The organism is Dokdonia sp. Asnod1-B02, assembly GCF_045063955.1.
Lineage (GTDB): Bacteria > Bacteroidota > Bacteroidia > Flavobacteriales > Flavobacteriaceae > Dokdonia.
Genome location: NZ_JBEFNW010000002.1, coordinates 2,781,077 through 2,805,811, shown reverse-complemented (window position 1 = coordinate 2,805,811; position 24,735 = coordinate 2,781,077). Strand labels below are relative to the sequence as shown.

At 36.4% G+C, this 24,735-nt stretch carries 26 protein-coding genes; 10 read left to right on the top strand and 16 right to left on the bottom strand.

The genetic code is table 11. The features are described 5' to 3' along the window. Window position 1: 1 nt before the first annotated feature. Both ACJJVU_RS12660 and ACJJVU_RS12655 read left to right on the top strand, forming a co-directional pair. Window positions 2–391 carry a DUF4345 domain-containing protein gene (locus ACJJVU_RS12660; protein ID WP_405226061.1) on the top strand — a complete coding sequence of 130 codons (390 nt, stop codon included), beginning with the start codon at window positions 2–4 and terminating at the stop codon, window positions 389–391. Then, window positions 375–986, top strand: a complete 612-nt coding sequence (locus tag ACJJVU_RS12655; protein ID WP_405226058.1) for a hypothetical protein — start codon at window positions 375–377, stop codon at window positions 984–986. Before ACJJVU_RS12660 ends, ACJJVU_RS12655 begins: the two co-directional genes overlap by 17 nt. 424 nt (window positions 987–1,410) lie before the next feature. Here the strand turns inward: ACJJVU_RS12655 and ACJJVU_RS12650 are convergent, their stop codons facing one another. The 8 genes from ACJJVU_RS12650 to ACJJVU_RS12615 all read right to left on the bottom strand — a co-directional run bounded on the left by ACJJVU_RS12650 (window position 1,411) and on the right by ACJJVU_RS12615 (window position 9,027). Next, window positions 1,411–2,472: a mandelate racemase/muconate lactonizing enzyme family protein gene (locus tag ACJJVU_RS12650; protein WP_405226055.1), complete on the bottom strand. Its 1,062-nt coding sequence runs from the start codon at window positions 2,470–2,472 to the stop codon at window positions 1,411–1,413. Between the two features lie 3 nt (window positions 2,473–2,475). Continuing rightward, complete coding sequence (locus tag ACJJVU_RS12645; RefSeq protein WP_405226052.1) at window positions 2,476–3,549, bottom strand: DUF1611 domain-containing protein; 1,074 nt, start codon at window positions 3,547–3,549, stop codon at window positions 2,476–2,478. 60 nt (window positions 3,550–3,609) lie between these two features. Then, on the bottom strand, window positions 3,610–4,671 hold the full coding sequence (locus ACJJVU_RS12640) for a pyridoxal-phosphate dependent enzyme (RefSeq protein WP_405226049.1): 1,062 nt from the start codon (window positions 4,669–4,671) through the stop codon (window positions 3,610–3,612). Window positions 4,672–4,804: 133 nt separating this feature from the next. Continuing rightward, window positions 4,805–5,107, bottom strand: a complete 303-nt coding sequence (locus tag ACJJVU_RS12635) for a hypothetical protein (protein ID WP_405226046.1) — start codon at window positions 5,105–5,107, stop codon at window positions 4,805–4,807. Window positions 5,108–5,269: 162 nt separating this feature from the next. Beyond that, window positions 5,270–5,587, bottom strand: coding sequence for a hypothetical protein (locus ACJJVU_RS12630; RefSeq protein ID WP_013749756.1), 318 nt, complete (start codon window positions 5,585–5,587; stop codon window positions 5,270–5,272). Between the two features lie 38 nt (window positions 5,588–5,625). Further along, window positions 5,626–6,600: a deoxyhypusine synthase family protein gene (locus tag ACJJVU_RS12625; protein WP_013749755.1), complete on the bottom strand. Its 975-nt coding sequence runs from the start codon at window positions 6,598–6,600 to the stop codon at window positions 5,626–5,628. Further along, window positions 6,593–7,522: an agmatinase gene (speB, locus tag ACJJVU_RS12620; protein WP_405226042.1), complete on the bottom strand. Its 930-nt coding sequence runs from the start codon at window positions 7,520–7,522 to the stop codon at window positions 6,593–6,595. The genes ACJJVU_RS12625 and speB overlap by 8 nt, the downstream gene beginning before the upstream one ends. 113 nt (window positions 7,523–7,635) lie before the next feature. Next, window positions 7,636–9,027, bottom strand: coding sequence for an arginine decarboxylase (locus ACJJVU_RS12615; protein WP_339847290.1), 1,392 nt, complete (start codon window positions 9,025–9,027; stop codon window positions 7,636–7,638). Window positions 9,028–9,627: 600 nt separating this feature from the next. On the opposite strand from ACJJVU_RS12615, the gene ACJJVU_RS12610 reads away from it, so the two are divergent. Further along, the gene (locus ACJJVU_RS12610; RefSeq protein ID WP_405226039.1) at window positions 9,628–10,653 is read left to right on the top strand and encodes a hypothetical protein; all 1,026 of its coding nucleotides are present in this window, start codon (window positions 9,628–9,630) and stop codon (window positions 10,651–10,653) included. A 68-nt stretch (window positions 10,654–10,721) separates the two neighbouring features. Here ACJJVU_RS12610 and ACJJVU_RS12605 read toward each other — a convergent pair whose 3' ends face one another. From ACJJVU_RS12605 to ACJJVU_RS12580, 6 genes are all read right to left on the bottom strand, one after another. Next, window positions 10,722–11,450, bottom strand: coding sequence for a YebC/PmpR family DNA-binding transcriptional regulator (locus ACJJVU_RS12605; RefSeq protein WP_013749751.1), 729 nt, complete (start codon window positions 11,448–11,450; stop codon window positions 10,722–10,724). A 140-nt stretch (window positions 11,451–11,590) separates the two neighbouring features. Then, window positions 11,591–11,872 (bottom strand): 4a-hydroxytetrahydrobiopterin dehydratase, encoded by a 282-nt coding sequence (locus ACJJVU_RS12600; RefSeq protein ID WP_013749750.1) that lies wholly within the window; start codon window positions 11,870–11,872, stop codon window positions 11,591–11,593. A gap of 92 nt (window positions 11,873–11,964) precedes the next feature. Further along, a complete protein-coding gene (locus tag ACJJVU_RS12595) occupies window positions 11,965–12,462 on the bottom strand; it encodes a hypothetical protein (protein ID WP_405226035.1) in 498 nt (165 codons plus the stop codon). Window positions 12,463–12,551: 89 nt separating this feature from the next. Then, window positions 12,552–13,199 carry a hypothetical protein gene (locus tag ACJJVU_RS12590; protein WP_405226032.1) on the bottom strand — a complete coding sequence of 216 codons (648 nt, stop codon included), beginning with the start codon at window positions 13,197–13,199 and terminating at the stop codon, window positions 12,552–12,554. A 257-nt stretch (window positions 13,200–13,456) separates the two neighbouring features. Continuing rightward, window positions 13,457–14,203, bottom strand: coding sequence for an SDR family NAD(P)-dependent oxidoreductase (locus ACJJVU_RS12585; protein WP_405226030.1), 747 nt, complete (start codon window positions 14,201–14,203; stop codon window positions 13,457–13,459). A 69-nt stretch (window positions 14,204–14,272) separates the two neighbouring features. After that, window positions 14,273–14,836, bottom strand: a complete 564-nt coding sequence (locus ACJJVU_RS12580; protein WP_405226027.1) for a TetR/AcrR family transcriptional regulator — start codon at window positions 14,834–14,836, stop codon at window positions 14,273–14,275. Window positions 14,837–15,225: 389 nt separating this feature from the next. Between ACJJVU_RS12580 and ACJJVU_RS12575 the strand changes: the two genes are divergently transcribed. From ACJJVU_RS12575 to ACJJVU_RS12545, 7 genes are all read left to right on the top strand, one after another. Continuing rightward, entirely contained in the window at window positions 15,226–16,956 is a 1,731-nt protein-coding gene (locus ACJJVU_RS12575; RefSeq protein WP_405226024.1) for a histidine kinase, read from the top strand. Continuing rightward, window positions 16,956–17,693 (top strand): LytTR family DNA-binding domain-containing protein, encoded by a 738-nt coding sequence (locus ACJJVU_RS12570; protein WP_298325893.1) that lies wholly within the window; start codon window positions 16,956–16,958, stop codon window positions 17,691–17,693. Before ACJJVU_RS12575 ends, ACJJVU_RS12570 begins: the two co-directional genes overlap by 1 nt. Before the next feature lie 103 nt (window positions 17,694–17,796). Next, a complete protein-coding gene (locus tag ACJJVU_RS12565; RefSeq protein WP_405226020.1) occupies window positions 17,797–18,207 on the top strand; it encodes a hypothetical protein in 411 nt (136 codons plus the stop codon). A gap of 41 nt (window positions 18,208–18,248) precedes the next feature. Then, on the top strand, window positions 18,249–19,220 hold the full coding sequence (locus ACJJVU_RS12560) for a hypothetical protein (protein WP_405226017.1): 972 nt from the start codon (window positions 18,249–18,251) through the stop codon (window positions 19,218–19,220). Between the two features lie 13 nt (window positions 19,221–19,233). Further along, entirely contained in the window at window positions 19,234–19,890 is a 657-nt protein-coding gene (locus ACJJVU_RS12555; protein ID WP_405226014.1) for a hypothetical protein, read from the top strand. 33 nt (window positions 19,891–19,923) lie between these two features. Beyond that, window positions 19,924–21,093 (top strand): DUF6882 domain-containing protein, encoded by a 1,170-nt coding sequence (locus tag ACJJVU_RS12550; protein WP_405226011.1) that lies wholly within the window; start codon window positions 19,924–19,926, stop codon window positions 21,091–21,093. Between the two features lie 4 nt (window positions 21,094–21,097). Next, window positions 21,098–22,591, top strand: coding sequence for a M48 family metalloprotease (locus ACJJVU_RS12545; RefSeq protein WP_405226008.1), 1,494 nt, complete (start codon window positions 21,098–21,100; stop codon window positions 22,589–22,591). A 283-nt stretch (window positions 22,592–22,874) separates the two neighbouring features. On the opposite strand, the gene ACJJVU_RS12540 is transcribed toward ACJJVU_RS12545, so the two are convergent. Both ACJJVU_RS12540 and ACJJVU_RS12535 read right to left on the bottom strand, forming a co-directional pair. Further along, window positions 22,875–23,471, bottom strand: coding sequence for a hypothetical protein (locus tag ACJJVU_RS12540; protein WP_405226005.1), 597 nt, complete (start codon window positions 23,469–23,471; stop codon window positions 22,875–22,877). Between the two features lie 243 nt (window positions 23,472–23,714). Then, window positions 23,715–24,704, bottom strand: coding sequence for a hypothetical protein (locus ACJJVU_RS12535; protein WP_405226002.1), 990 nt, complete (start codon window positions 24,702–24,704; stop codon window positions 23,715–23,717). Window positions 24,705–24,735: the final 31 nt, after the last annotated feature.

Below are 24,735 nucleotides of genomic sequence, written 5' to 3'. Positions count from 1 at the left end.
AATGTCTAGGCTCCCTAAAAATTTACAACTAGCACTATTTGCATGTATTGTGATAGCCATGTCATTTGTTTATGGAGTGCATCCCAGTGTTATACTGCCTTATATATTTGGTTTTGAAGTTCAAGACTTAGAGCTCAAGAATATCTTTAGAGCGATTATGGGAATCTACATCGCCTTTGGTGGTTATTGGATATATGGTATTATTAATAAAAACCACTGGAAATCTGCAACCATAGTAAATGTACTATTTATGGGTGGTCTCGCAGGAGGTAGGTTAGTCAGCACCATTCTAGACGGCTGGTCACCACAATACGGCGCAGGAATGATAGCCGAAGCTGTCATGATGTGGTGGGGTTTATGGAATCTTAGGTTTTATGATGAAATTTTTTAAAAGCTTTAGAAACATAATAATTGTTTCAGCTTTGATGTATTTCACAACTAGCTGTAATCATAATAATGGCAAAAATCCATTTAAGAAAGAGCAGCAAAATTTTCTTACAATTAGAAATCTGGCGAATGGATTTATTGAGTATGATATCGACACATTAGCGAGCTTTAGTGAAATAACTAAAATTTTAGAAGAGATTGATTGCGAAAAAAATTATGCGCTATTTAAGCTAGAAACTAATAGTAAAATCTTTAAAATACAACCACTACAATTTTGCGGAGATATATTTCATTATAAAATGAAAGAAGTAGTTTATATTAATACAGATAGTATTACTGTAAATAATGATCTAAAATATCCAATAGATAGTCTAAACTCGGTATTGCGTTATCACTTGCTAAATTTTAATGGTGATAATAATTACCCTCTAGGTACAGAAAGAAAGTGGATAAGTATCAACGTTGATGAGTCAAAAAAGATTGATGACACAAAAATTTTATTACTTAAAATAATTGATGAAGTTAATAGTATTGAAAGTAATGGAGATTTTGGATTTATGTTTGAAAACTCTGGACTAATTGAAGTTGTTGAAGAATAAGTTTCTCTATTTTATTATCAGTAAAGGCCTCAAAATAGTAGCGGGACTGATGATTACTGTTGCCTTTCTTTTGATCTACAATACTTTTGAAAAGAAGGAGATGGTCGATGCTAATATGATAGTTATTATGGATGTCATAGAGGCTCCATTATCTTGTCGTAATTTGAGTACGAGGCTATTGTAAACTTCTATTTAAAGGTGAAACCTATGGAAAGAAGGCAGGTAATAAATTTTGTCATCTTGTTTCTGGTAATAATCAGGTTGGAATGCTATCTAATAAAGATGAAGACTATTTTATTTTTGAAGGAGAGTACGATCCTATGCAATTCGTTTTTGCGTCTCTATTTATTTTTATTGGAGTTATTATTTTAATTAAAGACAATAAGACAAGTTGATTTAACTTGCCTTATTATCATTTTATTCCTTATAAATCACTCAATCCCAAACCAGCTTTTCCATTAGGTCTTAAGATTCCTTTCTCTAGACTAAACAATCCTTTAAAAGGATCATTCTCAAAATCTAGATGTCCATCAAGATCTGCATACACTGTATTAGGACGAGATAATGCAAAGTGCAATCCTGAGGATATGCCAAGTCTACACTCATCAATACAGCCTATCATTGCTTCTAGTCCTGCAGCTCTCGCTACAGAGTTGATATGCATTGCTTCCATAATGCCGCCTACTTTTTGAATCTTGATATTTACCATATTCATACGGCTGTTTTGAGCAAGTCTAAAAGCATCTTTCAGTGATTTTAAACTCTCATCTGCCATTACCGGGATGTGAACTTTTCTCGTTACTTCTCCTAGTTTTTCTTCATCTGCAACTAGGGTTGGTTGTTCAAGTATTTCTATGCGTGCCGCTCTAGTTTGTTCAACAAATTGTACAGCCTGCGCTACGGTGTAGCCTTGGTTTCCATCAAAGCGTAGGGTGAGGTGTGGATGATTTTCGCGCAAGCGGTGTATTTTTTCTACATCCTCCTCCAGCGATAATCCTCCTTTGAGCTTAATAATTGTAAATCCTTGGTCTACATATTCTTGAGCCTGCTTTAATGTTTCCTCAATACTTAAAATACCTATGGTAATACTCGTTGCAATACTATCACGATAACCGCCTAAAAATTGATAAAGCGGTACATCCATCTTTTTTGAAGCAATGTCTAGCAACGCCATGTCCACCATCGCTAGCGCAGAGGAGATAACGCTGAGCAGTGGTTTTAACTCATCAAGAATGCGTGCATAGTTGAGTGCATTTTTACCTTTAAGATATGGAATGATCACAAGGTCTAGCGCTCTAGCTACATCATCACCAGTTTCCTTTGTTACCTCAAGATCTGGAGCAGCACAACCTAAACCTATGATGTTGCTGTCTGTCTCTATTTTGAGAATAAAATTAGTTGCCTGCGATACAGTCTCATAAGCAATCGTATAGGGTGCAGTGAGTGTAAGTTCTAGACGCTCGTAACTAACGTTTGTGATTTTCATTGATTATTTAATGTGTTGTTCAAGAACCTTTATTAAGCCTTCTACGCCATGAGCAAGTACATCAAAAGCAGGAAGGCCTGTCTCGTTCGTAATCGCTTTACAAGCTGGTTCAATTTGTTCTGGTGTCATATTCTCGTGGTTTACTGTCACCGCAATGACCTTTTTACCAGAGATTACCTCGATGGCATTAATCTGCTCTTGTAATGAGTGCAATTTATAGCCAGGGAATCCATCATATTCCAGACGTGTAGGAGCGTGTTGTAAGATTACATAATCTGGTCTTCCAGCTGCAAGGATTTCAAAACCTCCAGGATATGCTGGGTTCATAAGACTTCCTTGGCCTTCTATCACGATTACATCAGGTTGCTCATTATTGTATGCACTCACTACTGCGTGTTCTATTTCACCAGACACAAAGTCGTTAATGCAGCTATCCATTACCATGCTGTATTTTGCTCCTTGCATCCACGCAGTTTGACCGGTACCAATCATCTCCGCTTTTTTACCGTCGTTGCGTAGTCCGTGTACGATTAACCATGAGGTTGTGCGTTTACCAATAGCGCTATCTGTACCTAAAACAGCAATCTTAAGACAATTCACTTTTTCTATTTCGCCAGAGAAAAAATGCAGGGTATCGCGGTCCGGAGTTTTACGTACGTCACGTATTTGAATGTTGTGGTCCTTACTTAGCGCTACAAGATGCTCATCATTAGTAAGGAAATCATGTAAACCACTATCAACATTCCAGCCCTGTTTAATCGCTGTTGCAATAGTTTCTCTTGCCTCCTTAGGAAGACGCCCACCATCTGGTGCAAGACCGATAACAAGTGATTTTGGAAACTCTTTTTCACCTTGTAACGCTTTAATAGCAGTCTCGATGTTTTCAAAAATTCGTATTCCATTTGGTTTCCCGTCCAGCACTTCGCCAGCATCTTTACCTGCATACGTGCTGTCTATAACACCTACTACATTATAACGTTCTGTAAAGCGCACTAAGCCGTGAGCCGTTTTTCCGTTTGCAGTATTAAAAGCGCCTTGACAGTATACAAGCGCATTTCCGTCTATTGATTTTTTCATATATGTGTCCTGACTAAACAGGTATGTGTTAATGTTATATCCAGCGACTGCTGGTGGTAGTTAATTTTTTGCAGTAAGTACTGCTACAAAACGATCTGGAGCGAGGTTCTCCTTTTCATCAAGTTCTAAGAGTGCAATAAGTCCAGCAGTAGAAGCAGGAAGAATGCGTAGTCCCTCTTTTTTAAGTAGGAGCGTACTCATCTCTCTCATTTTTTTATCACTAATGTTAAATGCTTTTCCATCAGATTGCTGGATAGCATACAGAGCTTCCTCTCCATCAAAGCTGTGCCAGTTTATAAGTGGCTCATTGTACTTAGTTTCTTTAATCTTATCTGGATCAAGATCACGACAGTGGTCTAGTCCTTCTTTATGAGATTGAATAATAGGATTTTTACCTGTAGAAGAAGCTGCAATCATTTTAGGAATGCGAGAGGTTTTACCTCGTTTGTATAAACTCACAAAGCCTCTATAAATCCCAGCAAATAAGGTTCCATTAGATACTGGAGCAGCACAATACTGTGGCGCATCACCCAGCTCATCTACAATCTCTACAGCAATTTGTGAGTATGCAGATATCTGCAACGGTGTGTTTGCACCTCCAGGGTTTGCATCATACCATTCATGTTCTTGTGCTAGTTTACTACTAGCAGTTACTACATCCTCATAACTACCTTGTAGTCTAAAAATCGTAGCTCCCAGACGTTCCATCTCTACAACACGATCTGTGTGATAGGACTCTGGAATGTATATGTTACAAGCAATTCCGCCTAACTTTGCAGCAAGTGCAACTGCGACACCGTAGTTACCGCAAGTGGCGAGTGACATGGTATGAAAATCTCTACGCAGGGCATCATATACTTGTGCAAAGGCAATTCTATCCTTTTGTGTTCCCGTAGGGTTATCACCTTCATATTTGATGTATAACTGTCTAATGTCAAACTCACGTTCAAGAGATTTTGCTCTTGTAAGACCTGTGTCACCTACTTCTAGGTTAATAATGTCTTCGTAAGATTCTAAACGGTCTGTAAGTGATTTTGTGGTGCCTTTTACAAACAGACTAAGTGCCATCGCTTCTGAGGATACTTTATTATCTGATGATTTTACACCGTCTTTAAGATTCATAATTTTAAAACTTAAACTTGTGGAGTACTACTTGGTGTGGAGGGAATACCGCTTTCACGAAAGCGTGAATCAAATCCATAAAAATAGGGCAGAAGGTATTACCAACTGCCCTATGGTTATAAAGTTATTGAGCTTATTTGATTAACTCAAGAGCAGTAATAGAAAGTACTTCATACTCCTCATCATCTTCATTAATCTCTGAAGCTGTAGTGTAAGTTACTTTAAACATTTTCCCTTGAAATGCCTCAGTAGTAAGATCAAATTGCTTTGCAGCAGCATCACTCATTGCATCAAAAGAATGTGTAAGCTCATCTGCATCTTCAAAATAGAAAGTACCTTCTGCATAGCCAGTAAAAGTAGCGGTAACGCTATCTGTAGTCTGTACATTCAGAGCTAGTGTAACCACTGTAAAAAGGGCAATAAACATTGTTTTCATAATAGTGTAAATTAAAAAGTGTTGTTAATTTAAAATTGCCGCGTGTGCGACCACTATCAAATAGATTTCCCAATCTAGGATTTTACCCTATACCTTATACGTAGTGGGAGATAAGAATGTTACAAAAGGTGTTATAATTTTTTAAAATAATTGCAATTAATTTTAATCCTCTCGTTCTTCTTGATCTTCATCCTCTATATCGAGATCTAGATCGTCATCATCCGTATCATCATCGTCATACTCATCTTGGTCAAAGTCCTCCATCGCTACAACTAGGCGCTTACTTACTTTGACAAGGTATAAGGTGTCTTCTGTAGTTACTTCTACACAATCTACCATCTCACCTTGAGCATTTTTAAAAGAAATAATATGATGAGACTCGTATCCATCTGGATACTTTGCTACTAGTAAATTTAATATATCATCATTGAGCTTTGCATAGTCTACAATGACGCGTCTTAGGTTACTCGGTTTTTTCATTATGCGTTTATTATTAAAGATGTGTTGAGACACCTTATTTACATATCTAAGAGGTAAGCAAAGATTAATGGCGCTACGATAGTCGCATCACTCTCAATGATAAACTTAGGAGTATCCATATCTAGTTTTCCCCAAGTGATTTTTTCATTAGGTACAGCTCCAGAATAAGATCCATAACTTGTAGTTGAGTCACTTATCTGGCAGAAATAGCTCCAGAAAGGAGTTTCTGTGCGCTCCATATCTTGATAAAGCATAGGCACTACACAAATAGGGAAATCACCAGCAATACCTCCACCTATCTGGAAGAAACCTATTCCTTTTTCTGAGTTTGCTGTATACCAGTCTGCAAGGAATGTCATGTACTCAATTCCAGACTTCATAGTCGTAGCTTTAAGTTCTCCTTTCATCACGTAGCTCGCAAAGATGTTACCCATAGTACTATCTTCCCAACCTGGGCAGATAATAGGTAAGTTTGCCTCTGCAGCTGCATACATCCAGCTATCCTTAATGTCTATCTCGTAGTACTGCTCTAATACTCCAGAAAGTAATAATTTGTACATATACTCATGCGGTAAATAACGCTCACCAGCAGCCTCCGCATCTTGCCATATCTTTACGATATGCTCTTGAATACGACGAAAAGCTTCTTCTTCTGGAATACACGTATCTGTAACACGGTTAAGTCCTTTTTCTAGTAAATCCCACTCATCTTGAGGAGTAAGATCTCTATAGTTAGGCACACGCTTGTAGTGACTGTGAGCCACAAGATTCATGATATCCTCTTCAAGGTTTGCACCTGTACAAGAAATGATATGTACTTTTTTCTGGCGTATCATCTCTGCAAAGATTTTTCCTATCTCTGCAGTACTCATTGCTCCTGCAAGAGAAACAAGCATTTTTGATCCTTTTTCTAGTTGTGCTTCATACCCTTTGGCAGCATCTACTAACGCAGCTGAGTTAAAGTGTAGATAGTACTTCTCAATAAATTGTGATATTGCTCCTTTATTAGTCATTATAATCGTCTTCTTCTTGATTAACTTTTTTGCTTTTTTCTTGTAATCCGCTTACTTCGTACTCTTCTCCAGCATCTTCTTGCTCAAATTTATAGCTGAGCATTTTGTAGTATAATTTTGCCGCTGCAAACTCAGAAGGTTTGCTATTTCCGTTAGGACAGAGCTCTACAATATCAAAACCTACAACATTCTTCTCTGCAAACACGCGACGTAAGAAGTCTAACGTTTCATACCAGAATAATCCTCCAGGTTCTGGAGTCCCTGTAGCAGAAAGTACAGATGGATCAAAGGCATCTAGATCAAATGTTACATATACATTTTCTGTCATTGCCTCAATTGCATTGTCCATCCAGTAATCGTCTGTTGCCATCTCGTGAGCAAAGAAAACATTCTCTTCATTCATCACTGTTTTTTCTATGGCATCCATACTACGTATTCCTACTTGTACAAGATTTGTAGTTTGGTTTGCTTCATACACAGCGCATGCGTGATTGCATTTAGAGCCTTCATAAGACTCACGTAAATCTGCATGTGCATCTAGTTGTAATACTGTGAGGTTATCAAAAGTCTCATTAAATGCACGAATGGCACCTATGGATACAGAATGCTCTCCACCAAACATGGTAACAAACTTGTTACGTTTAATGTTTTTCTTTACAATCTTGTGTACAGCCTCTACCATTGCTTCTGGTGATGCGTTTTCTGTGATAGGATCTGCAAGGTGTATCCCTTGTTTGTAAACTTCGCTTCCTGTTTCAATGTCGTAAAGCTCCATATTTTCAGAAGCATGTAAAAATGCTTCAGGACCCTTGTCTGCTCCTTTGCCCCAAGTACTAGTTCCGTCATAAGGAACTGGAAGTAAAACAATTTTAGCTTTTTCAGCTCCTGCATATTCTTGTGGTATGCCTGCGTACGTTTTCATGGTGATACTAGATGTTAGATGTAAAGTGAGAATGTTGTTTTCTCGGTGTTGTTACTGTTAGTGGTTATATAATTGATTTAATGTTTTTTTGTTTTGCTTTCGCGAAAGCATATTTAATACCCTAAGATACCTAATAATTGCTCACTCGTTTGCTGCTCTGCAAATACTTCTGTGGTAATCTCTCCATCTTCATTGCGGTCAATAAGGATGTGCTTAGGAGAAGGCACGAGGCAGTGTTGCAATCCGCCAAAACCTCCTATAGACTCTTGGTATGCTCCTGTATTAAAGAAACCTATGTAAAGTGGTTTGTCTTTCTTGTATTTAGGCATATAAATCGCGTTCATGTGCTGCTCGCTGTTATAGTAGTCATCACTATCGCAGGTAAGACCACCTAATAATACGCGCTCATATTCCTCATTCCAGCGGTTTACGGCTAGCATGATAAAACGTTTATTTATAGCCCAGGTGTCTGGTAATGTTGTGATAAATGAAGAGTTGATCATGTTCCACTTCTCACGGTCGTTTTGTTGCTTCTGGTAAAGTACTTCATAAATAGCTCCGCCGCTTTCACCAACAGTAAAGCTGCCAAACTCAGTAAAAATGTTAGGCACCTTTACATCTGCATCATCACAAGCTTGTTTGATTTGTGCGATGATCTCATTAATCATGTATGCATAATCATACTCAAAGGCAAGCGAGTTTTTTATAGGGAAACCTCCACCTATGTTTAAGCTATCAAGTGACGGACAAATCTTTTTAAGATTAATGTACACTTTAATACACTTCATGAGCTCGTTCCAGTAATATGCGGTGTCGCGTATACCTGTGTTTATAAAGAAGTGAAGCATTTTAAGCTCAACCTTCTCGTTATTTTTGATCTGGTTATTAAAGAATGGAACAATGTTTTTATATCCTATTCCAAGTCTTGAGGTGTAGAATTCAAACTTAGGCTCCTCCTCAGATGCGATACGAATTCCTACTTTAAATTTACCATTAATCTGGTTGCTTAGTAATTCTATCTCCTCGTAATTGTCAATTACTGGAATTGCATTTTTATGACCATTGTTAATTAGACGAGCGATGTTTTCTACGTATCTATCACGTTTAAAACCATTGCTTATTACATAGGTGTCGTCTGTTATTTTTCCAGCAGCCTTTAAGCTCTCTACGATATCTATGTCAAATGCAGACGAAGTCTCGATGTGTATGTTATTAGACAATGCCTCATTGAGTACATGCTTAAAGTGTGAGCTTTTTGTACAGTAGCAGTAGTTATAGCTTCCTTCATAACCATTTGCCTCGATAGCATCTGCAAACCATTTTTTTGCTCGCTGTATGTTATCAGAGATTTTAGGTAGATAAGTAAACTTAAGTGGTGCACCGTATTGCTCTACAAGTTTCATAAGGTCTATGCCATGAAACTCTAAGTGGTTTTTATTAAGGTTAAATTCCTCTTGTGGGAAATAATACGTCTGCTCGATGAGATCAATGTACTTGGTCTTCATTAATTAGTTTTAAAAGTGTAAGGTATAAAAGGTATAGAAATAGGGGAGATATCCCCTTTAAGAAAAGGTTAAGTCTATGAACCTCAGATGCGGAAAATAAAAACAGTAAATGGAGAGAATGCAAATTCCTCTAAACGCTTAATAGCGATATTGATGGTACAAGCCGGCCATAACATTCGGTTCCCAAATCTTTGGGCAGCTGTTGGATTAGACTTTGTAATCATCCTAAGCCCGAATATGAAATTGTTTTTCATTAAGAGTAGGCAATAAGCTCGATTGAACAAACTTATTTTGCGCGGCAAACATAAACTCAAATTTCAATTGGTGAAATAGCTTGTCAAGTAATTAACAAATATTTAACTTTTTAAAATTTGGACGCTATTTATTCAGATTTAAAATCGGCATGTAATTTTTTGATTATGAGCGAGTCATTTTCACAAAATTACTGTTAATAAATAAATTTTACGCTCGTTAAATGACAGCCAAATAGGTGTGCCAATCGTTAAACTGTGTTAATCTCAAATTTTTATGAAACCATGCAATCCTTTTTCAACGTACATATGCAAAACAATAATCAATTTAACTTTTAAAATTACGTTTATGAAATCAATAAAAATTTGTGGATTACTTTTAGGAGCGGCATTAGTAGCTGCTAGCTGTTCATCTGATGATGAAGGAGGATCAACTGTTGTAACTGCAGATTCACGTGCAGAACTTTATGCATCAAGTAATAGTGATGGTGATGTAACAGTATATGACGTGAGAGACACATCAAATATTACAGCTGCTAGCTTTGGAACAGTTTCTACAGATGCAGAAGGTATCTATTATGATGGTTCTAGTGATGAGGTAACTCAAGCATCAAGATCAGGATTAAAATTAAATGCTTACGGAAACGTACTTCTTTCTACAGCTGGAATTGATCTTACTGCAACAGTAAGTAGTAGTGCAGTATTAGTAAGCCCACGTGATCTTGCCGTAAGTGGTGATTTCTACGTAGTTTCAGACAATGCAGATGTCGATGGAGATCCAGCAACAGCAGATGGTAGAATCTTTATCTTCCAAAAATCTGGAGGAAACTTTACATTGAGAAACACAGTAACAACTGAATTTGCTTTATGGGGAATTGAGTTTGTAGGATCTTCTCTATATGCAGTAGTTGATAAAACATCTGATGTAGCAGAATTTGAAGACTTTTTAGATAACAGTGCAGATGCAACTGTTTCAGCTAGTAAAAGAATTACTATAGAAGGAATTGTAAGAACACACGGTATTGCAGAAACTGATGGTACAATGATTCTTACAGATATTGGAGATGCAGGTGTTGATTCAGATGGTGGTTTCCACGTTATTTCAAACTTTGCTTCAAAATTTGACGCTGTTGAAAATGGTGAAACACTAGCTGTAGCTGGAAACCAAGTAAGAGTTGCAGGAGCAGCTACGTTCTTAGGAAATCCAATTAGTGCAGAGTATGACGCAGTAAACGATATCGTATATATTGCAGAGAGAGCAAATGGAGGAGGAAGAGTACTAGCATTTGCAAGCGTACAAGCAGGAGGAGACCTTGCACCAGCAGTAAACAATGAATTAGCTGGAGCTTCATCTTTGTATTTATACCAAGAGTAGTAGTCACTTAAATCCATAAAAAAACCCTCAAGATATTTCTTGAGGGTTTTTTTTATGTATCATAATTTTTACTCTTCTTCCTCTGCGTTTGCTTGCATAGTAGAGAACACATTCTGTACGTCATCATCTTCATCAAGCTTATCGATAAGTTTGTTTACATCTGCCTCTTCCTCTGGAGTAAGTTGCTTAGTTACTTGTGGTATACGGTCAAAACCAGATTCTAAGATCTCAATTCCTTTTTCTTCAAGGGCGCTTTGTATCGCTCCATAGCTTTCAAAAGGCGCGTAGATATGTATCCCGTCTTCGTCTTCAAACACTTCTTCGGCACCAAAGTCTATAAACTCAAGTTCTATCTCTTCTACATCTTGTCCCTCTGCATTCACGCGGAAAGTACAAGTGTGGTCAAACATAAATACCACAGAACCAGAAGTACCTAGGTTACCGTCACATTTATTAAAAGCAGCTCTCACATTTGCCACCGTACGTGTATTGTTATCTGTAGCGGTTTCTACAAGTATTGCGATACCGTGTTGTGCATATCCCTCAAAGATTACCTCTTTATAATCGCCTTGGCTCTTATCTGACGCCCTTTTAATGGCACGTTCTACGTTATCCTTAGGCATGTTTACCGCCTTAGCATTCTGTATAACAGCACGTAGTCTCGAGTTTGAGTCTGGATCTGGACCACCTTCCTTAACGGCCATTACAATATCCTTTCCTATACGTGTAAACGCTTTAGACATTGCGCTCCAGCGCTTCATTTTACGTGCTTTTCTAAACTCAAATGCTCTTCCCATGTATATAAAGTAATAGCTATTTTTGCGTAAGCAAAAATCTCCTTTTTAATAATAGTGTAATTAAAAACGCGATCAATACAAAAAGTATTGACCGCGGTAAAAATATGAAATCGGTTGATTTCTTTAAAATTTATAGTCCTTTATGCGCCTAAAATATCATCTATAGCCGCTGCAAGGTCAAAATCCTTTTCTGTAACACCATCTGCATCGTGTGTGTTAAGAGAGATTTCTAGCTCATTATACGTGTTTGTCCATGTAGGGTGGTGATCCATTTTCTCACACTCAAAGGCAATGCGCGTCATGGTTGCAAACACCTCGCGGAAGTTCTCAAACTCAATCGTGGTGTGTATCGCGTTATCGTCATACTCCCAGTCTGGAAAATCTTCTAGTCTATTGTTGATTTGATCGTCTGTAAGTTTCATATGCTTGTTTTTAAAGTGCTAGATAAAGATAGATAATTACGCTTTCGCGAAAATGGGATTTCGATTAAATCTTTGTTAAGGCATTTATGTAATTACAGCAGTCTAAACTTCATTCTATCCATTAATCGCCAGTTGTCTTTTATTTTGATAGATTTTCTTAAAATCACTTCAAAGTTAACGTCATTACTGCTGCATACTAGAATGATATGTCCCTTCTCAATAGCAATCTTATCATCTGGTTGAGGTTCATAGCGAACCGTCTGTAAATTAATGTCTTTCCATTGCACGTTAAAGGCCGATCCCTTTCTCAGTACTTCTTTAAAATCCTTGGCTGTTTCTGTTTTAAAGTTGGCTATTATGGTTGCTACTTCAAGTATGTTTTCGCTAGAATTTGCTTGTATAATAGGGATGAGGTATAAGATGTCATCTTTGGTAGGCAGACTTTCAATGATCTTTGTTTCATCTTGGCTTTTCAGCGCAGAGAAGATGTTCTTGACTAGTGTTGTTTTTTGGAAATTTTCTTGTGCAACAGCAGTGTTATATACAAATAAGGTTAGTACAAGAAGTACTGTTTTTAGGGAGTTTTTCATTGATGAGATGAAGTGATTTATTGATTTGATAATTAGTTATGCTTTCGCGAAAATAGGGGGTTTGGGGTTGATGATAATGGAATGTTTTTCTAGTTCCGTTGTTGTTCACCCACTATGTTATAGTCATAAATATCTTCGAGATTTTGTAATTCACATTCTTCAGAATTGAAAATATTTTTAAATTCTTTTAAAACTGTTGATGTTTTCTCCTCGGCTATTGCGATTTGTTTGTTTCGTGCGCGTAGTTTTCTAGTCAACCTAGAGATATATAGCAAGAGAAATCCTATAAAGATTGAAAGAATTCCAAAACTAATAATTATCTCATGCACTTCATTTTCAATAGCTTTATTGAATCCGTATTCTAAACTTTCAAATATAGAATTGGGTGTTATTTCTGAATTACTAGTAGACATCTTAATTAAGGAATCTTTAAATGTTTCACCAGCTACATCCTTATAATATTTCTCTGTATCGGCTATTAAAAACTCATCAATTTTTGTGTCTTCATACACCCAATCTGGATTGATATAAGTAACAAGTCCAGCAATTATTAAAAATAATGATACTGTAATTAATATAAATCGTTTGATAATGAGGTATGTGGTGCTAAAAAAGCGTATGAATTTATTATATGACAGCTCTTCTTCGACTATTTGTAAGTAATTGATTTGAACATTTAAATGTTTATTTCTTTCTCTTTTTTGATCTATTACTGATTTGAGTTTTCTTCTGTCCATTTATTGATTAGTTGATGTTTAGTAATGTCTTAATTTAAACTTTCGCGAAAGCGTAAAACAACACAGTTGTCATTATGTCTAATGTACTGTCATAGCTTCTCAAGACGAAACTACAAACACTTTTTATAATCTCACTGCGGATTTCCGCAAAGAGGTGGAAAAAGAGAAATATTCATTTAAAATAGATAATGATTATAAACAAAAAAGCCATAGCTCATACAATACGAGCCATGGCTTTAAGTGAATGCGTATGCTTTTTAATTTCTTCCAGCCATTACTCCACCATCAGTGTCCCATATGGCACCTGTTACCCATGCTGCTTTATCAGAAAGTAAGAATGTAATACTGTTTGCGATGTCTTGAGCCTCACCAAAACGTCCTATTGGGTGAAAAGCATTAAAACCTACCAATGCTTTTTGAGCTTCTTCTTCACCGCCAAAAACGCTGTTGTATACCGGAGTATTTACAAGAGCAGGCGATACTGCATTTACACGTATATTATCTTCGGCAAGTTCCATTGCTAGGTGTTGCGTGAGGGAGTGTAATCCTGCTTTTTGCATAGAATATGCAGAAGATGGAGTTGCCTTTACTGCTTGCTTAGCCCACATAGATCCTACATTTACGATAGAACCACCTTGAGTAGCTTTCATTTTCTTAGCAGCACTCTGTGTGATAAAAAAGAAACCTCTATTAAGATCTTGGTATGAGTTGTAATCTTCCATCGTGTGATCTAAAAATGGCTTAGGGCCAAAGATTCCAGAAGCATTTACAAGATAATCTAAGTTTTCTAGCTCGCTGATTTTAGCAACTAAACCATCAACTTCTTGTGTGTTTGAGATATTAACGGCGTGCTTAATTAGGTTAGGAGCATCACTTATTTTATCTGTGTTTCTACCCACTACGTGTACCGTTGCACCACCTTCAAGCAATGTATTTGTAGTCGCATTACCGATACCGCTTGTTCCACCAATTACTAAGGCTACTTTGTTTTCAAATTCTTTCATAGTTTAATTATTTAATTAATTATTTTGAATTAAAGACAGACAAGTCTGTCCTTTTAGTTGCAAATTTTTTTAAGTGATGAGTCGTTCACAAATATTTTTTGACTCAAGAATAGGCCAGTCTTCTTGGTGTAGGTGACTTTCTCCTACAGCGCTTTCATAAAGTAAATAGATTTGTCTAGCGAGAGAGGCTGTTTGAGTTTCACTTATTCCTTCGACATTAGCCGCTACAAGTTTTGTGATAAGAGCAATGAAAGTGTTTTTCTGTAACTGGATTTCGTCTCTTATGATCTTGTTATCTTTTGGTATTTCTGACACGGTCTTAATGCACCAGCAACCATTAAAATCCTTCTGCTGATAGAAGAGTGTCAAGAAGTCAAAAATAGCAAGGAGTTGTTCTTTTCCTTGTGTTTTTGAAGTAGTGAACGCTTCAAAATCTTCAAGAAAGCTTACGTTTTTATGTTTGAGATATGCTAAGCAAATCTCTTCCTTAGATTTAAAATGATTGTAGAGGGTCGCCTTTGCAATACCAGCTTCAGCAATAATCTGATTGATACCAGTAGTATTATAACCGTTCTTATAAAATAAGTTTGAGGCGGTTTTTATAATTCTACTTTTTACTTCGGCGTGTTTCATTGAGCAAATGTAGTACAAAATATTCAAAAACAGACAGGTCTGTCTATTTTAGTTTTGAGTCACGCTTTCGCGAAAGCGTAACAATGGCAGCATCCATTTTTTGAAGGCTATAATTTATCAGATGACATTCTAATAATCTTTAATAGATTACATCATAAGGTTATATTTGTTGAGCTCTTGATTGTGTTTGAAAATAATAACAATCACATTTATTCACGATGAGTACTCACTTGTGCTAACTCATGAAATCAATATCCAGATTTTTGTTTATGATGACAATTTATAGAATACTAAAGCTATGTGGTTTTAGTGTGTGCTTACTGTTACTTCTGGCTGCCTGTACACAGGAAAATACGATTAGTCCAAGTGTTGAGAAAAAACTGGCTGCTATGGATAGTCTGGTACAATTACAACCTGAGCAATCTATTGTGATACTAGATAGCGTGCTGAACGACCACGAATATCTTAGTGTGCGAGAACGAGCATTACTTTTGTTTCAAAAAGGAGAAGCTCAATATGTGAGTTATCATTATGAGGAAGCATTTAATACGCAGTTGCAAAGCTATGAGCTATTTACAGCTTTAAATGACAGTTATAATGAAGGTCGCGCCTTAATCACGCTAAGTGGCGCTTCTTTACATATGGGAGATGTAGAAGGATCGCAGGCTTATGCTTTGAAAGCGTTGCACCTAGCCAAACTCATTGATAATACTCGTATAGAAGGTAAGGCGTACAATCAATTATTTAAATTGCATTACCAGTTAAAAGATTATGAGAAGGCGCTGTCTTACATAGAGGCAACAGATAGTTTATACTCCAAGCAAGCAGACACGCTTTCTATTATAGCAATAAAGAATAATAAAGCGAGTATATACTTAGAGTTAAAAGAATATAACAAGGCATTAAATAGCTACTCCGAGGCTATGAATCTGAGTCAGTCTAAGGGCGATCCCAAGATATTAGTAAGTGTGCTCAATAATATAGGATACACATATATAGAGGCTGGAAAATATGAGAATGCCGAACAATTTCTGAGAGGAGCTATCAGGTTAAATAAGAATATTAATGTCATAAATGCAGCACCATATAAAGGGCTGGGTAATTTGTTTTTATTGACCTCAGAGATTGATTCTGCTCGCGTTAATTACGATAAGGCGCTTCATATTTATCAATCTAATAAGAATGCAAAGGAAGAGATTAATGTGAGAGACAGGCTGGTGGCGGTTTCGCTTTTTTATGGTGATTATGCACAAGCTTTAAATAATCAAATAATTAGAGATAGCCTGCAGCTAGATGTAAGTAGGTTAGAGCAGGACAATCTTTTAGAGTTTGCAAATGTCAATTATGAAGTAAAGAAAAAGGAAACAGAAATCGAGCATCAAAAGGAGATTAATGCTAGAAACAAATGGCTATTAATAAGTATCGTTTTGTTATTTCTTGCACTCTTAGTTGCTATAGGTTTTTATGTGTATAGTGCAAAATTGAGAGCAGCAAATAAAGCCACGACACTAGAGCAAAGCTTACTGCGTGCGCAAATGAATCCGCATTTTATTTTTAATACGCTAGCAGCAATTCAAAATATTACACTAGAAGGGAATGCTATAAAGTCATCTAATTATATTGCAAAATTCTCAAAGCTCATCAGGCAAAATTTTGATTACGTAAGGAAGGAGTCTATCACTTTAGATAAAGAGATAGCCATGATTTCTAATTATATAGAAACCCAGCAACTGCGTTTTAATAATGCATTTACCTATGTAATTCATCATGATCCAGACATCAATCCTAAAGAGGTTAAAGTGCCACCTATGATGTTGCAACCTTTTGTTGAAAATGCTATCGAATACGGGCTTAAAGAAAGAAAAGAAGGAGGAGCGCTAGAGATTAAGATAGAAAAGGAGGCAAAGCAGCTATTATTTGTTATTGTAGACAATGGAGTAGGAAGATCTGCAAAAGCAAAGCAAGAGAAAGTGACCGAAGAGTTACACGCAACCGCTATTTTTAAAGAACGTTTAAAAATGAGAAAAATGGGGGAGGAGAAATCATTTATAATTGAAGATCTCTTTGATGAACAGAAGAACCCCACAGGTACTAAGGTCTCATTTAAATTAAAGCAGTAATGATCAAAGCAGTTATTATAGAAGATGAGTTTAACGCCTTAAACACATTAGATAAACTCATACGGTACACGCAAAAGGACATTGATGTGATAGCCAAAATTGATAATGTCCCAGAAGCAATCTCATTTTTAAAAGCAGAAAGTCCTGATCTTGTTTTTCTAGATATAGAACTAATAGGAGGAAATGCTTTTCAAATACTAGAAGCACTTGATAGTATTGATTTTAAAATAATCTTTACAACGGCTTATGATGAATTTGCAATAAAAGCTATAAAATTTGACACCATAGATTATTTGTTGAAGCCTATTGATTCTGATGAGCTTTCAGAATGTATAGATAGATTTAGAGTCGCTTATAAAAAAGAGCAAGTCTATAAAAATGCGGTAGATAAAGTCTCAGAGATTAATCAAAAAGAGATTGAGAAAACCCTATTAATTAAAACAGCAGAGGCACAATATTTTTTACAAACTAAAGATATCGTACGATGCCAGTCTGATGGAGCGTATACGGTCTTTCATACAGTAGATAGAACCATAATGAGCGCTCGTAATCTTAAGTACTATGAAAATATACTAAGCGAGCACACCTTTGTACGCGTGCATCAGTCACACTTAGTAAACATAAAGTACATTAAGACTATTAATGCTAATAATACAGTACATCTTACAAACGGTGAGGAAATACCAGTAGCTACACGCAAAAAGTCGTACTTAAAACAAGTGCTAGATACACTTTAAACGCACTTATAAAACCAAAAATAGCGAATGTAAAACGCTTGCTAGAATACCCTTATCCCTGTCTTAGTTTTGAAGTAGATAACAACTTTAAAAACAAAATATCATGGGATTAAAAGAAAAAAGATTTACTAAAACATTTCAAGAAGAGCAGTTTCCACAACTACAAAAAGCGATCATTGAAGCAGCAGGTTTTGATGTTACTTTTAACATAGCATGGGATACATTATTTGAAGATCGCTTCTTACATCTTTATAGCGATTCTTACCCAAAAATTTACTTCTTACCACTTATAGAAGCTTTTAAGGCAATCACCGCAGATGAGATGGGTAAGGAAGCCCTAGCCGAGAGCTTAAAAGAAATACATATTACTAATACAAAAGATCACCACAATCCTGCAAACGGATTTACATTTTCTAATGGTGTGTTAACCTTGGATCACAGTCCAATAATAAACGCAGATAACGTGGAGAGCAGAACAAAAGTGCTCACTACTATATTAGAAAACAACTTGTAGTTGAAGGTGTCATTTAAGTAGAACTAGTAAGAAGTATTGGTATGTATAGATTTATTGTTTCATTAATTTTTATAGCAGTATTACTGCTCTTAGGAAGTTGCGGAGTTTCTAATGCTAACGCAAAAAAAGGATTTGACACATATTTAAACACGCATCATCATAACAAATATGATATCCTAACTTTTAAAAGGAATTTTAATACAGCAACAATGAATCCTAACCTCTACTGGGTAGAATTGAGCCTTAAAGAAAATCCAGAGATTGTTATCAATTTTAGATGGGATGCAAAAAATAATGATGTGTATGTTCCCGATTTTTATGAAGAAGACAGAAGTATTGAGGCGTTAACACAATATCAAAAAGAAGAAATTCTGTTAAGAGAAGAGATGTATCAAGTCTTAGATGATGATGTAGTAGCCATGGAGGTAAATGTCTTTAATCATGAAATTAACATCACACTAGATAAGGATCCTTCCTTTGATGATTTTCAATTCTTCTCAAATAAAATTTGCAGTGTATTAGATAAATATCCCAATACCTGGACGAGAGAGGCACGTGTTGATTTCAGGCTGAAAGCCGAGCGAAAAGGTTTTTATGAACTAATCGTAAAGCCTAATAATTATGATGATAGTAGGGAGTCGTATAGATATCATCCTAACTCCATAATCATCAATAATTACGGATCAACAAAAGCAGATGCTATTGATCAAATGGTGCAACAAGAATTTTCAAAACCTAATGCGCCAGTTTTTTTAAACCGAATATGGGTGCATCAATCAGATTTAAGTTCGATGTACTTGGCTATCGAGAAGCACAAGCCTCGTGGAGGAGTTCAAAATCCTAATAACTTAACAGAGGGTGCTGGTATGTTCTTAGTAAAAATGGATTATGATGATCTGGATTTAAAAATCATGTCATACTACGATTATAAAACGATTTCCCGAGATAACATATTCCTTGATCTCATGGAGCAATTGCCAGATGATTATAAATACCTCATAGAGGACTCATAAACCAGTTTACATCATGAATACATCACCATACTATAAAGCGTTTGTAGCCCAGACGTTAGAGGGAGTCCTACAGTCTATTTTCAAAAAAGAAGAAGATGTTTTAATAATGATTTCACTGACTAACGGAATCTACCTAGAGGGGTTACTCATTGATCTAAAAAAAGATGATAATCACACTACAGCTATCTGTTTACGCACTCAAAACGAAGAAATATCCTATGTACACATGCATAGCATTGCAATGGTTACAGTAAAGCAACCTAAAAAAATGGTTGTAGAGTTGTCACAAGGAGCGATAAGTAGACCATTACCATCCACTTCAAATGAGTTAACAGTATTACAACTCAAAATTTGGTTAAAAAATGAAAAATTACAGTTAGGAAGTCAGATTAAACATATCAATGTAGAAGCACTAGATCTCAAAGAGGAAAACAATAGACTTAATGTCCAAGACCTATTTGTAGCATTTAAAAAATGTATAGAGTCGATTACAAAAGACAGCTTAGGAAAAGAAGCTTGGCTAGGTGTTGACAACATCGTCATTCAGCAAGCAGAAAAATTACAACTTACTATTGAGGCAAGCACACTAACTATATCAATTGCAATACACAAAGCCTTGCCTCAAAACCTTTCTTCATTATTAGAAGAAAAATTACTTCAATTATTATAAAAACAATTTTATCAATTATAAAAACACAACATTATGGGACTTAAAGAAAAAAGAATCATTCAAGCATTTCAAAAAGAAGTATTTCCACAATTAGAAACCGAAATCAACCGAGCAGCTGGTTATACAGTGCCTTTACAAATAGAGTGGAACACGTTAATGGAAGATCGTTTCTCTCACCTGTATAATGATACATTCCCTAAAATTTACTTTTTACCGTTAATAGAAGCCTTTAAGGTGATTTGCGAGGACGCTATGGGAGTAGAGCTTTTAAAAGCAGGCTTAAAAAGTGTAGTGATTGTAAATGAAAATGATGAGCATAATCTAGAACGCGCTATCACCTTTGAAGAAGGCATTTTGAAAATAAATCACGGCCCAGTGGTTAACGCAGATAAAGTAGAAGAAAGAGCTGAACGTATTACTTCACTTCTTGAAGAAAAACTAGAAGAGTTTGCAGAGGGAACTACAGAAGCTGCCACAGCAAATACATCAGACACAGCTGCTACTGGTGGTCAGAAGGAGACTGGTGAATCTACAGTGACTATAGAAGAATTGTATAACCAGTCTATTGCATTATCACTTGAAAAGCAAGAAATATTTGATGAGTTGGTAAAAGATTTAGGATGGAGTTGTGACATGCTTGAGGGTAAAGTAACCTTTGGTGATGATAAGGTCTTTGACATTCAAGTACTAGGAACCTATTCAGAAAATGAGAAAAGCTGGTTATGGGCATGGGCAAATAATCAAAGCGGTATCCCAGAAAAGTTTTTACAAACATCACAGGCAGTACAAGCATTAGGAAAGGCGTGTAATATTGAGGATTTTATAGCGCCAAAATTAGAGATCGATTCAGACCCAGGAATTTATTTTGCGACCATTGCCTCAGTAATGGCAAAGGAAAGCTGTTACCTCGCGCTACCTTTTAAAGGCATCACTGTGTATGTGACCATTACTTCAGAAGAAGTAGAGAGTAAGGTGAGAACTGCACCGGCTTTGTTATGCTCTCACTTCACATTTATTGCTGCAAACTATTCCTTCCCTCACAAATACAGTCTGTATTTCTACCTTAAAAAGAAAGGTTATGAGGTAGAGCTACCAGGCAATAACATCATCGCTCAAAAAGGCGAAGATCAAATTCTAGGAATTTTTGACCTCAAGGGAAGACTCATGAAACTATCTAATTCAAAAATAACCGTTCAAGCTTAACAATATGTCATACACATCAGAAACACTTTCAGCACTAGAAAAAGAACATCAAACAGCGCTAGCTACTGCACAAGATAAAATGTTAAGCGAGCTAAGCGATGCGCAAGCATCTGGAAATCATGCAAAACTGCAAGAAGCAAGTGTAGATTTTCAAAATGTAACCTCTGAGCTAGCGACTGCATATGCAAAACGTATAGAAGAAATAAATGCACTCAATCACAAAGCCACTGTAGAGCAAGAACCAGAAATTTATACAAATAAAAGGGCAGATGTAGATTTAAACCTACTTGTATATGATGGAGATAGAGATTATGTAATCGCTTTCCAAAAAGACGAGTTGATTCAAAAGACGCTAGAAAAAGTAAATAAAGGTAATAGCAAGTTTAAGTCTAGAAAACACCTATTAAAATCTAGTTTAAGACTTACAAAGACACTTGCGCCCATGCTCCATGAGATAGGAGAACACTGCAAGCAAACCTTGAGACTTAAGGCAGATATTGAGTTTTTTGTATATCAAAGTGATATGTTTAATGCCTCATGCTATCCACCAGATGATAATAAGTTATACATTATTCTCTCATCAGGAATACTGGAGCGATTCTCAAAAGATGAGCTCACCTTTGTAGTAGGGCATGAGATAGGGCATGTGTTATTTGAACACTTTGACTACCCAGTGAGACAGATTCTTGATCACGGTGAGAATGATCTCGCACCTATACACGCGATGAAATTATTTGCGTGGAACAGAAATGCAGAGATAAGCGCAGATAGAGCAGGACTGCTGTGTTGTCAAGATTTTGAAGCCGTAGGTCGCACCTTTTTCAAACTATCTTCTGGTGTAACAACAGATTCATTAGACTTCCAGCTTAATGCATACATAGAGCAATTTAGTGATCTTGAGGAAGTTCTTAACGACTCAAATCACGACCCTTCAGACTGGTATAGCACGCATCCTTTTAGTCCGCTTAGGATTAAGGCACTCGAGCTTTTTAATAAGAGTGAGACCTATGCAGCCTTTAACGATACCATCAAGGGTGAGATTACAGAAGAGGCGATGGAGCTAGAAATCAAGCGCATTATGTCATTAATGGAGCCAGAAAACCTAGAGGACGAAAGCGAGCATTCAGAAAAAATACAGCGTTTAATGTTCTTAGGTGGTTACCTCATATCAAATGCAGATGGCGTGGTAGACGACTCAGAGATCCAAGCATTGAGCAGTATTGTAGCGCCTAAGGTTTTTGCAAATTGTATGATGACCATAAAAGGACTCACAGAAGATGAGATGATAAGCGAGGTGCAAGAGCTCACACGTGATTTACACATAGTGCTCTCGGTCATGCAAAAACTCAATTTACTACGTGACCTATCTATCATTTCCTATGCAGATGGCGAGATAGATGACAGTGAGATTATCGTGCTATACAACCTAGCAAGATTGCTACATATCAATACAGACTTTATAGACCGTGTCATAAGCGACGCACAAGGAGTAGATTAACAACGGTTTGAAGATTTCTACGCTTTCGCGAAAGCAAAGCTAGAATGGGGTTTAGGGGGCTCCAAAGAAGGGAAAGGCAGCAATACTATATTGCTGCCTTTTTATTGTTGTAAGAATTTGTTAGGCTACGATGCGTGGTAAAAAAATAAGTACGCTTTCGCGAAAATGTGAAGTGATTTGATACCATTTAAGAAAATGAATGAAGTCAATAGGAAAATAATGGTTTAAGATGGGGTTGAAAGACTTGTTTGTATCTTACTCAAAGCCATGATGATGTTTGTCTCTAATTTTCACTAAAGGTTATGATTCTTTCACTGAATATCTTATCTAAATCTGAAATGAGCTCCTCTAGTTTTCCAGCGTTAATTACTTCTAATGAGTGTAAATGATAAAACATTTCATATTGATACTCATAATTCAAATTCGGATTTACTTTTTCAAACCTCTTTTGCAAGTATTTATTTCTTCGTTTAAATAATTCATTAAGAAATAAGTTCATCTCTTTTTTTGATGTTAGGTCCTTATAAAATTCAATCCCTTCGTAATCTATACATCTGAGGACTGTTGACGCTATTTTAAAGTTTAAAACTCCAAATGTACCACCAATAAGAAATACCATTATTGCTCCATAAATTTTCTCTAAACTTTCAATCTCGTACATCTTTAGAACTAGAAAAGAGAATACTAGTAGGACAAACAGAACAATGAGTAATAAGTAGTGTATTGGATTGAATTTTAATGACACAAATTCATTAGTGATGTTTTCAAAAGGGATAATTCGGCTAATATTTCCAAAGGAGCTATTCTCAGATATCTTTAATCCACTTTCTTGAATGAGAAATGTTCTATTTTCTCCGCTGTGTTTTTGTTCTAATCTCAATTATTGCGTCTTAAGTCTAATAGGCTATTAAATAAATTATGGAAAGCATTTTGCCTATAGCTGATTGTTTTTTAATTGATTGCATAAATATACACTTATTTATAATTCTAGCGCAGTCTACATTGTTACTAGAAATAGTGATTGTGAGCATATTTTCGCGAAAGCGTAGCACCACTCATTTTAATCAGAATATGCTGTAAGCTGCTAGTTTGATAAAGTTGTTATGAACACCTTTTGCAATCATCAAGCATCGTAAAACTTATTGGTTTTAATAGTAAAGCCTAACGCTTTGAGTTTGGTTTTGAGTTGAGATAACGGGACACTATTAGGACTGTCTCTATATGTTATGTTATTTACAGTGATCTCTGTAGCTCCGGCTCCTTTTGCTGGTAGTACATTAGTAAAGACGAGCTCGCTATCATAGTCAAATACCGTGAAGTCGTGCATAGTGGCTAGTGCGTATTGCTGGGTAGTGTCTAGAGATAAAAGCCGTAGCTGGTTGGGTTCCATTTGTTGTGCTAGCTCCTTTGGGGTTCTATAAACCTTAGCGTGATATAAAGCGAGTTGTGCTGCGTGAACTTCATCTTCCTTATCTGCCAGTAAATCACTAGGTAGCTCATAAGATCTACGGAGTGTTTTTAATTGGCCATAGCTGAGTGTAAAGGTTTCTACTAGAGTGAGCTGCTTGCTTATGCGAGCTTCTCTAGCATAAAAGTCATTGATGTATGGCTTAGCCATTGCTATCTCATTATACCAACCTATATAGAGAAGTGCCGCTGTTTTTCCTAATGACTCATTTCTAATACCTCCATAGACAGAGAGGCCAATCCTAATATCGCCAAACCACCAGTGTGCAGCATAAATAACACTGCCGCTGCTATATCCCTCGTTATACTTTTTGTCCTTGGGCAGCAGATTCTCATGAACGTTATGAGGTTCGCCTAGTATAGATATGAGCTGCTTCATATAAGGCGAGTGGTGGTGTTGAAACCATCCCTTTTTGATAGGTTTTAATCCAAATGAAATGGAGGAAATAGGTCTGTCATAAGAAGGCCCGTAGAATTCACATGAAACACCATCTAAGCCTAAAAACCCGTTTGAAGGTATTTTGTGAAGTTTCCAAGAACTAGTGCTCTTGTTGAGGTTTTCACGCCCAAAGATTTCAAAAACGTCATTAAATGTTTGTCCCCATTTAAATGGTTTATTGTCTATCTCAAAGGTGCTCCAATCCATACTCTTCTAATACTAATCATTGTTTGTGGCG

Excerpts from the sequence above, each read along its gene's own strand:
- ACJJVU_RS12660 (WP_405226061.1), top strand. The coding sequence starts at position 2 with ATGTCTAGGCTCCCTAAAAATTTACAACTAGCACTATTTGCATGTATT.
- ACJJVU_RS12655 (WP_405226058.1), top strand. The coding sequence starts at position 375 with ATGATGAAATTTTTTAAAAGCTTTAGAAACATAATAATTGTTTCAGCT.
- ACJJVU_RS12650 (WP_405226055.1), bottom strand. The coding sequence starts at position 2,472 with ATGAAAATCACAAACGTTAGTTACGAGCGTCTAGAACTTACACTCACT.
- ACJJVU_RS12645 (WP_405226052.1), bottom strand. The coding sequence starts at position 3,549 with ATGAAAAAATCAATAGACGGAAATGCGCTTGTATACTGTCAAGGCGCT.
- ACJJVU_RS12640 (WP_405226049.1), bottom strand. The coding sequence starts at position 4,671 with ATGAATCTTAAAGACGGTGTAAAATCATCAGATAATAAAGTATCCTCA.
- ACJJVU_RS12635 (WP_405226046.1), bottom strand. The coding sequence starts at position 5,107 with ATGAAAACAATGTTTATTGCCCTTTTTACAGTGGTTACACTAGCTCTG.
- ACJJVU_RS12630 (WP_013749756.1), bottom strand. The coding sequence starts at position 5,587 with ATGAAAAAACCGAGTAACCTAAGACGCGTCATTGTAGACTATGCAAAG.
- ACJJVU_RS12625 (WP_013749755.1), bottom strand. The coding sequence starts at position 6,600 with ATGACTAATAAAGGAGCAATATCACAATTTATTGAGAAGTACTATCTA.
- speB (WP_405226042.1), bottom strand. The coding sequence starts at position 7,522 with ATGAAAACGTACGCAGGCATACCACAAGAATATGCAGGAGCTGAAAAA.
- ACJJVU_RS12615 (WP_339847290.1), bottom strand. The coding sequence starts at position 9,027 with ATGAAGACCAAGTACATTGATCTCATCGAGCAGACGTATTATTTCCCA.
- ACJJVU_RS12610 (WP_405226039.1), top strand. The coding sequence starts at position 9,628 with ATGAAATCAATAAAAATTTGTGGATTACTTTTAGGAGCGGCATTAGTA.
- ACJJVU_RS12605 (WP_013749751.1), bottom strand. The coding sequence starts at position 11,450 with ATGGGAAGAGCATTTGAGTTTAGAAAAGCACGTAAAATGAAGCGCTGG.
- ACJJVU_RS12600 (WP_013749750.1), bottom strand. The coding sequence starts at position 11,872 with ATGAAACTTACAGACGATCAAATCAACAATAGACTAGAAGATTTTCCA.
- ACJJVU_RS12595 (WP_405226035.1), bottom strand. The coding sequence starts at position 12,462 with ATGAAAAACTCCCTAAAAACAGTACTTCTTGTACTAACCTTATTTGTA.
- ACJJVU_RS12590 (WP_405226032.1), bottom strand. The coding sequence starts at position 13,199 with ATGGACAGAAGAAAACTCAAATCAGTAATAGATCAAAAAAGAGAAAGA.
- ACJJVU_RS12585 (WP_405226030.1), bottom strand. The coding sequence starts at position 14,203 with ATGAAAGAATTTGAAAACAAAGTAGCCTTAGTAATTGGTGGAACAAGC.
- ACJJVU_RS12580 (WP_405226027.1), bottom strand. The coding sequence starts at position 14,836 with ATGAAACACGCCGAAGTAAAAAGTAGAATTATAAAAACCGCCTCAAAC.
- ACJJVU_RS12575 (WP_405226024.1), top strand. The coding sequence starts at position 15,226 with ATGGATAGTCTGGTACAATTACAACCTGAGCAATCTATTGTGATACTA.
- ACJJVU_RS12570 (WP_298325893.1), top strand. The coding sequence starts at position 16,956 with ATGATCAAAGCAGTTATTATAGAAGATGAGTTTAACGCCTTAAACACA.
- ACJJVU_RS12565 (WP_405226020.1), top strand. The coding sequence starts at position 17,797 with ATGGGATTAAAAGAAAAAAGATTTACTAAAACATTTCAAGAAGAGCAG.
- ACJJVU_RS12560 (WP_405226017.1), top strand. The coding sequence starts at position 18,249 with ATGTATAGATTTATTGTTTCATTAATTTTTATAGCAGTATTACTGCTC.
- ACJJVU_RS12555 (WP_405226014.1), top strand. The coding sequence starts at position 19,234 with ATGAATACATCACCATACTATAAAGCGTTTGTAGCCCAGACGTTAGAG.
- ACJJVU_RS12550 (WP_405226011.1), top strand. The coding sequence starts at position 19,924 with ATGGGACTTAAAGAAAAAAGAATCATTCAAGCATTTCAAAAAGAAGTA.
- ACJJVU_RS12545 (WP_405226008.1), top strand. The coding sequence starts at position 21,098 with ATGTCATACACATCAGAAACACTTTCAGCACTAGAAAAAGAACATCAA.
- ACJJVU_RS12535 (WP_405226002.1), bottom strand. The coding sequence starts at position 24,704 with ATGGATTGGAGCACCTTTGAGATAGACAATAAACCATTTAAATGGGGA.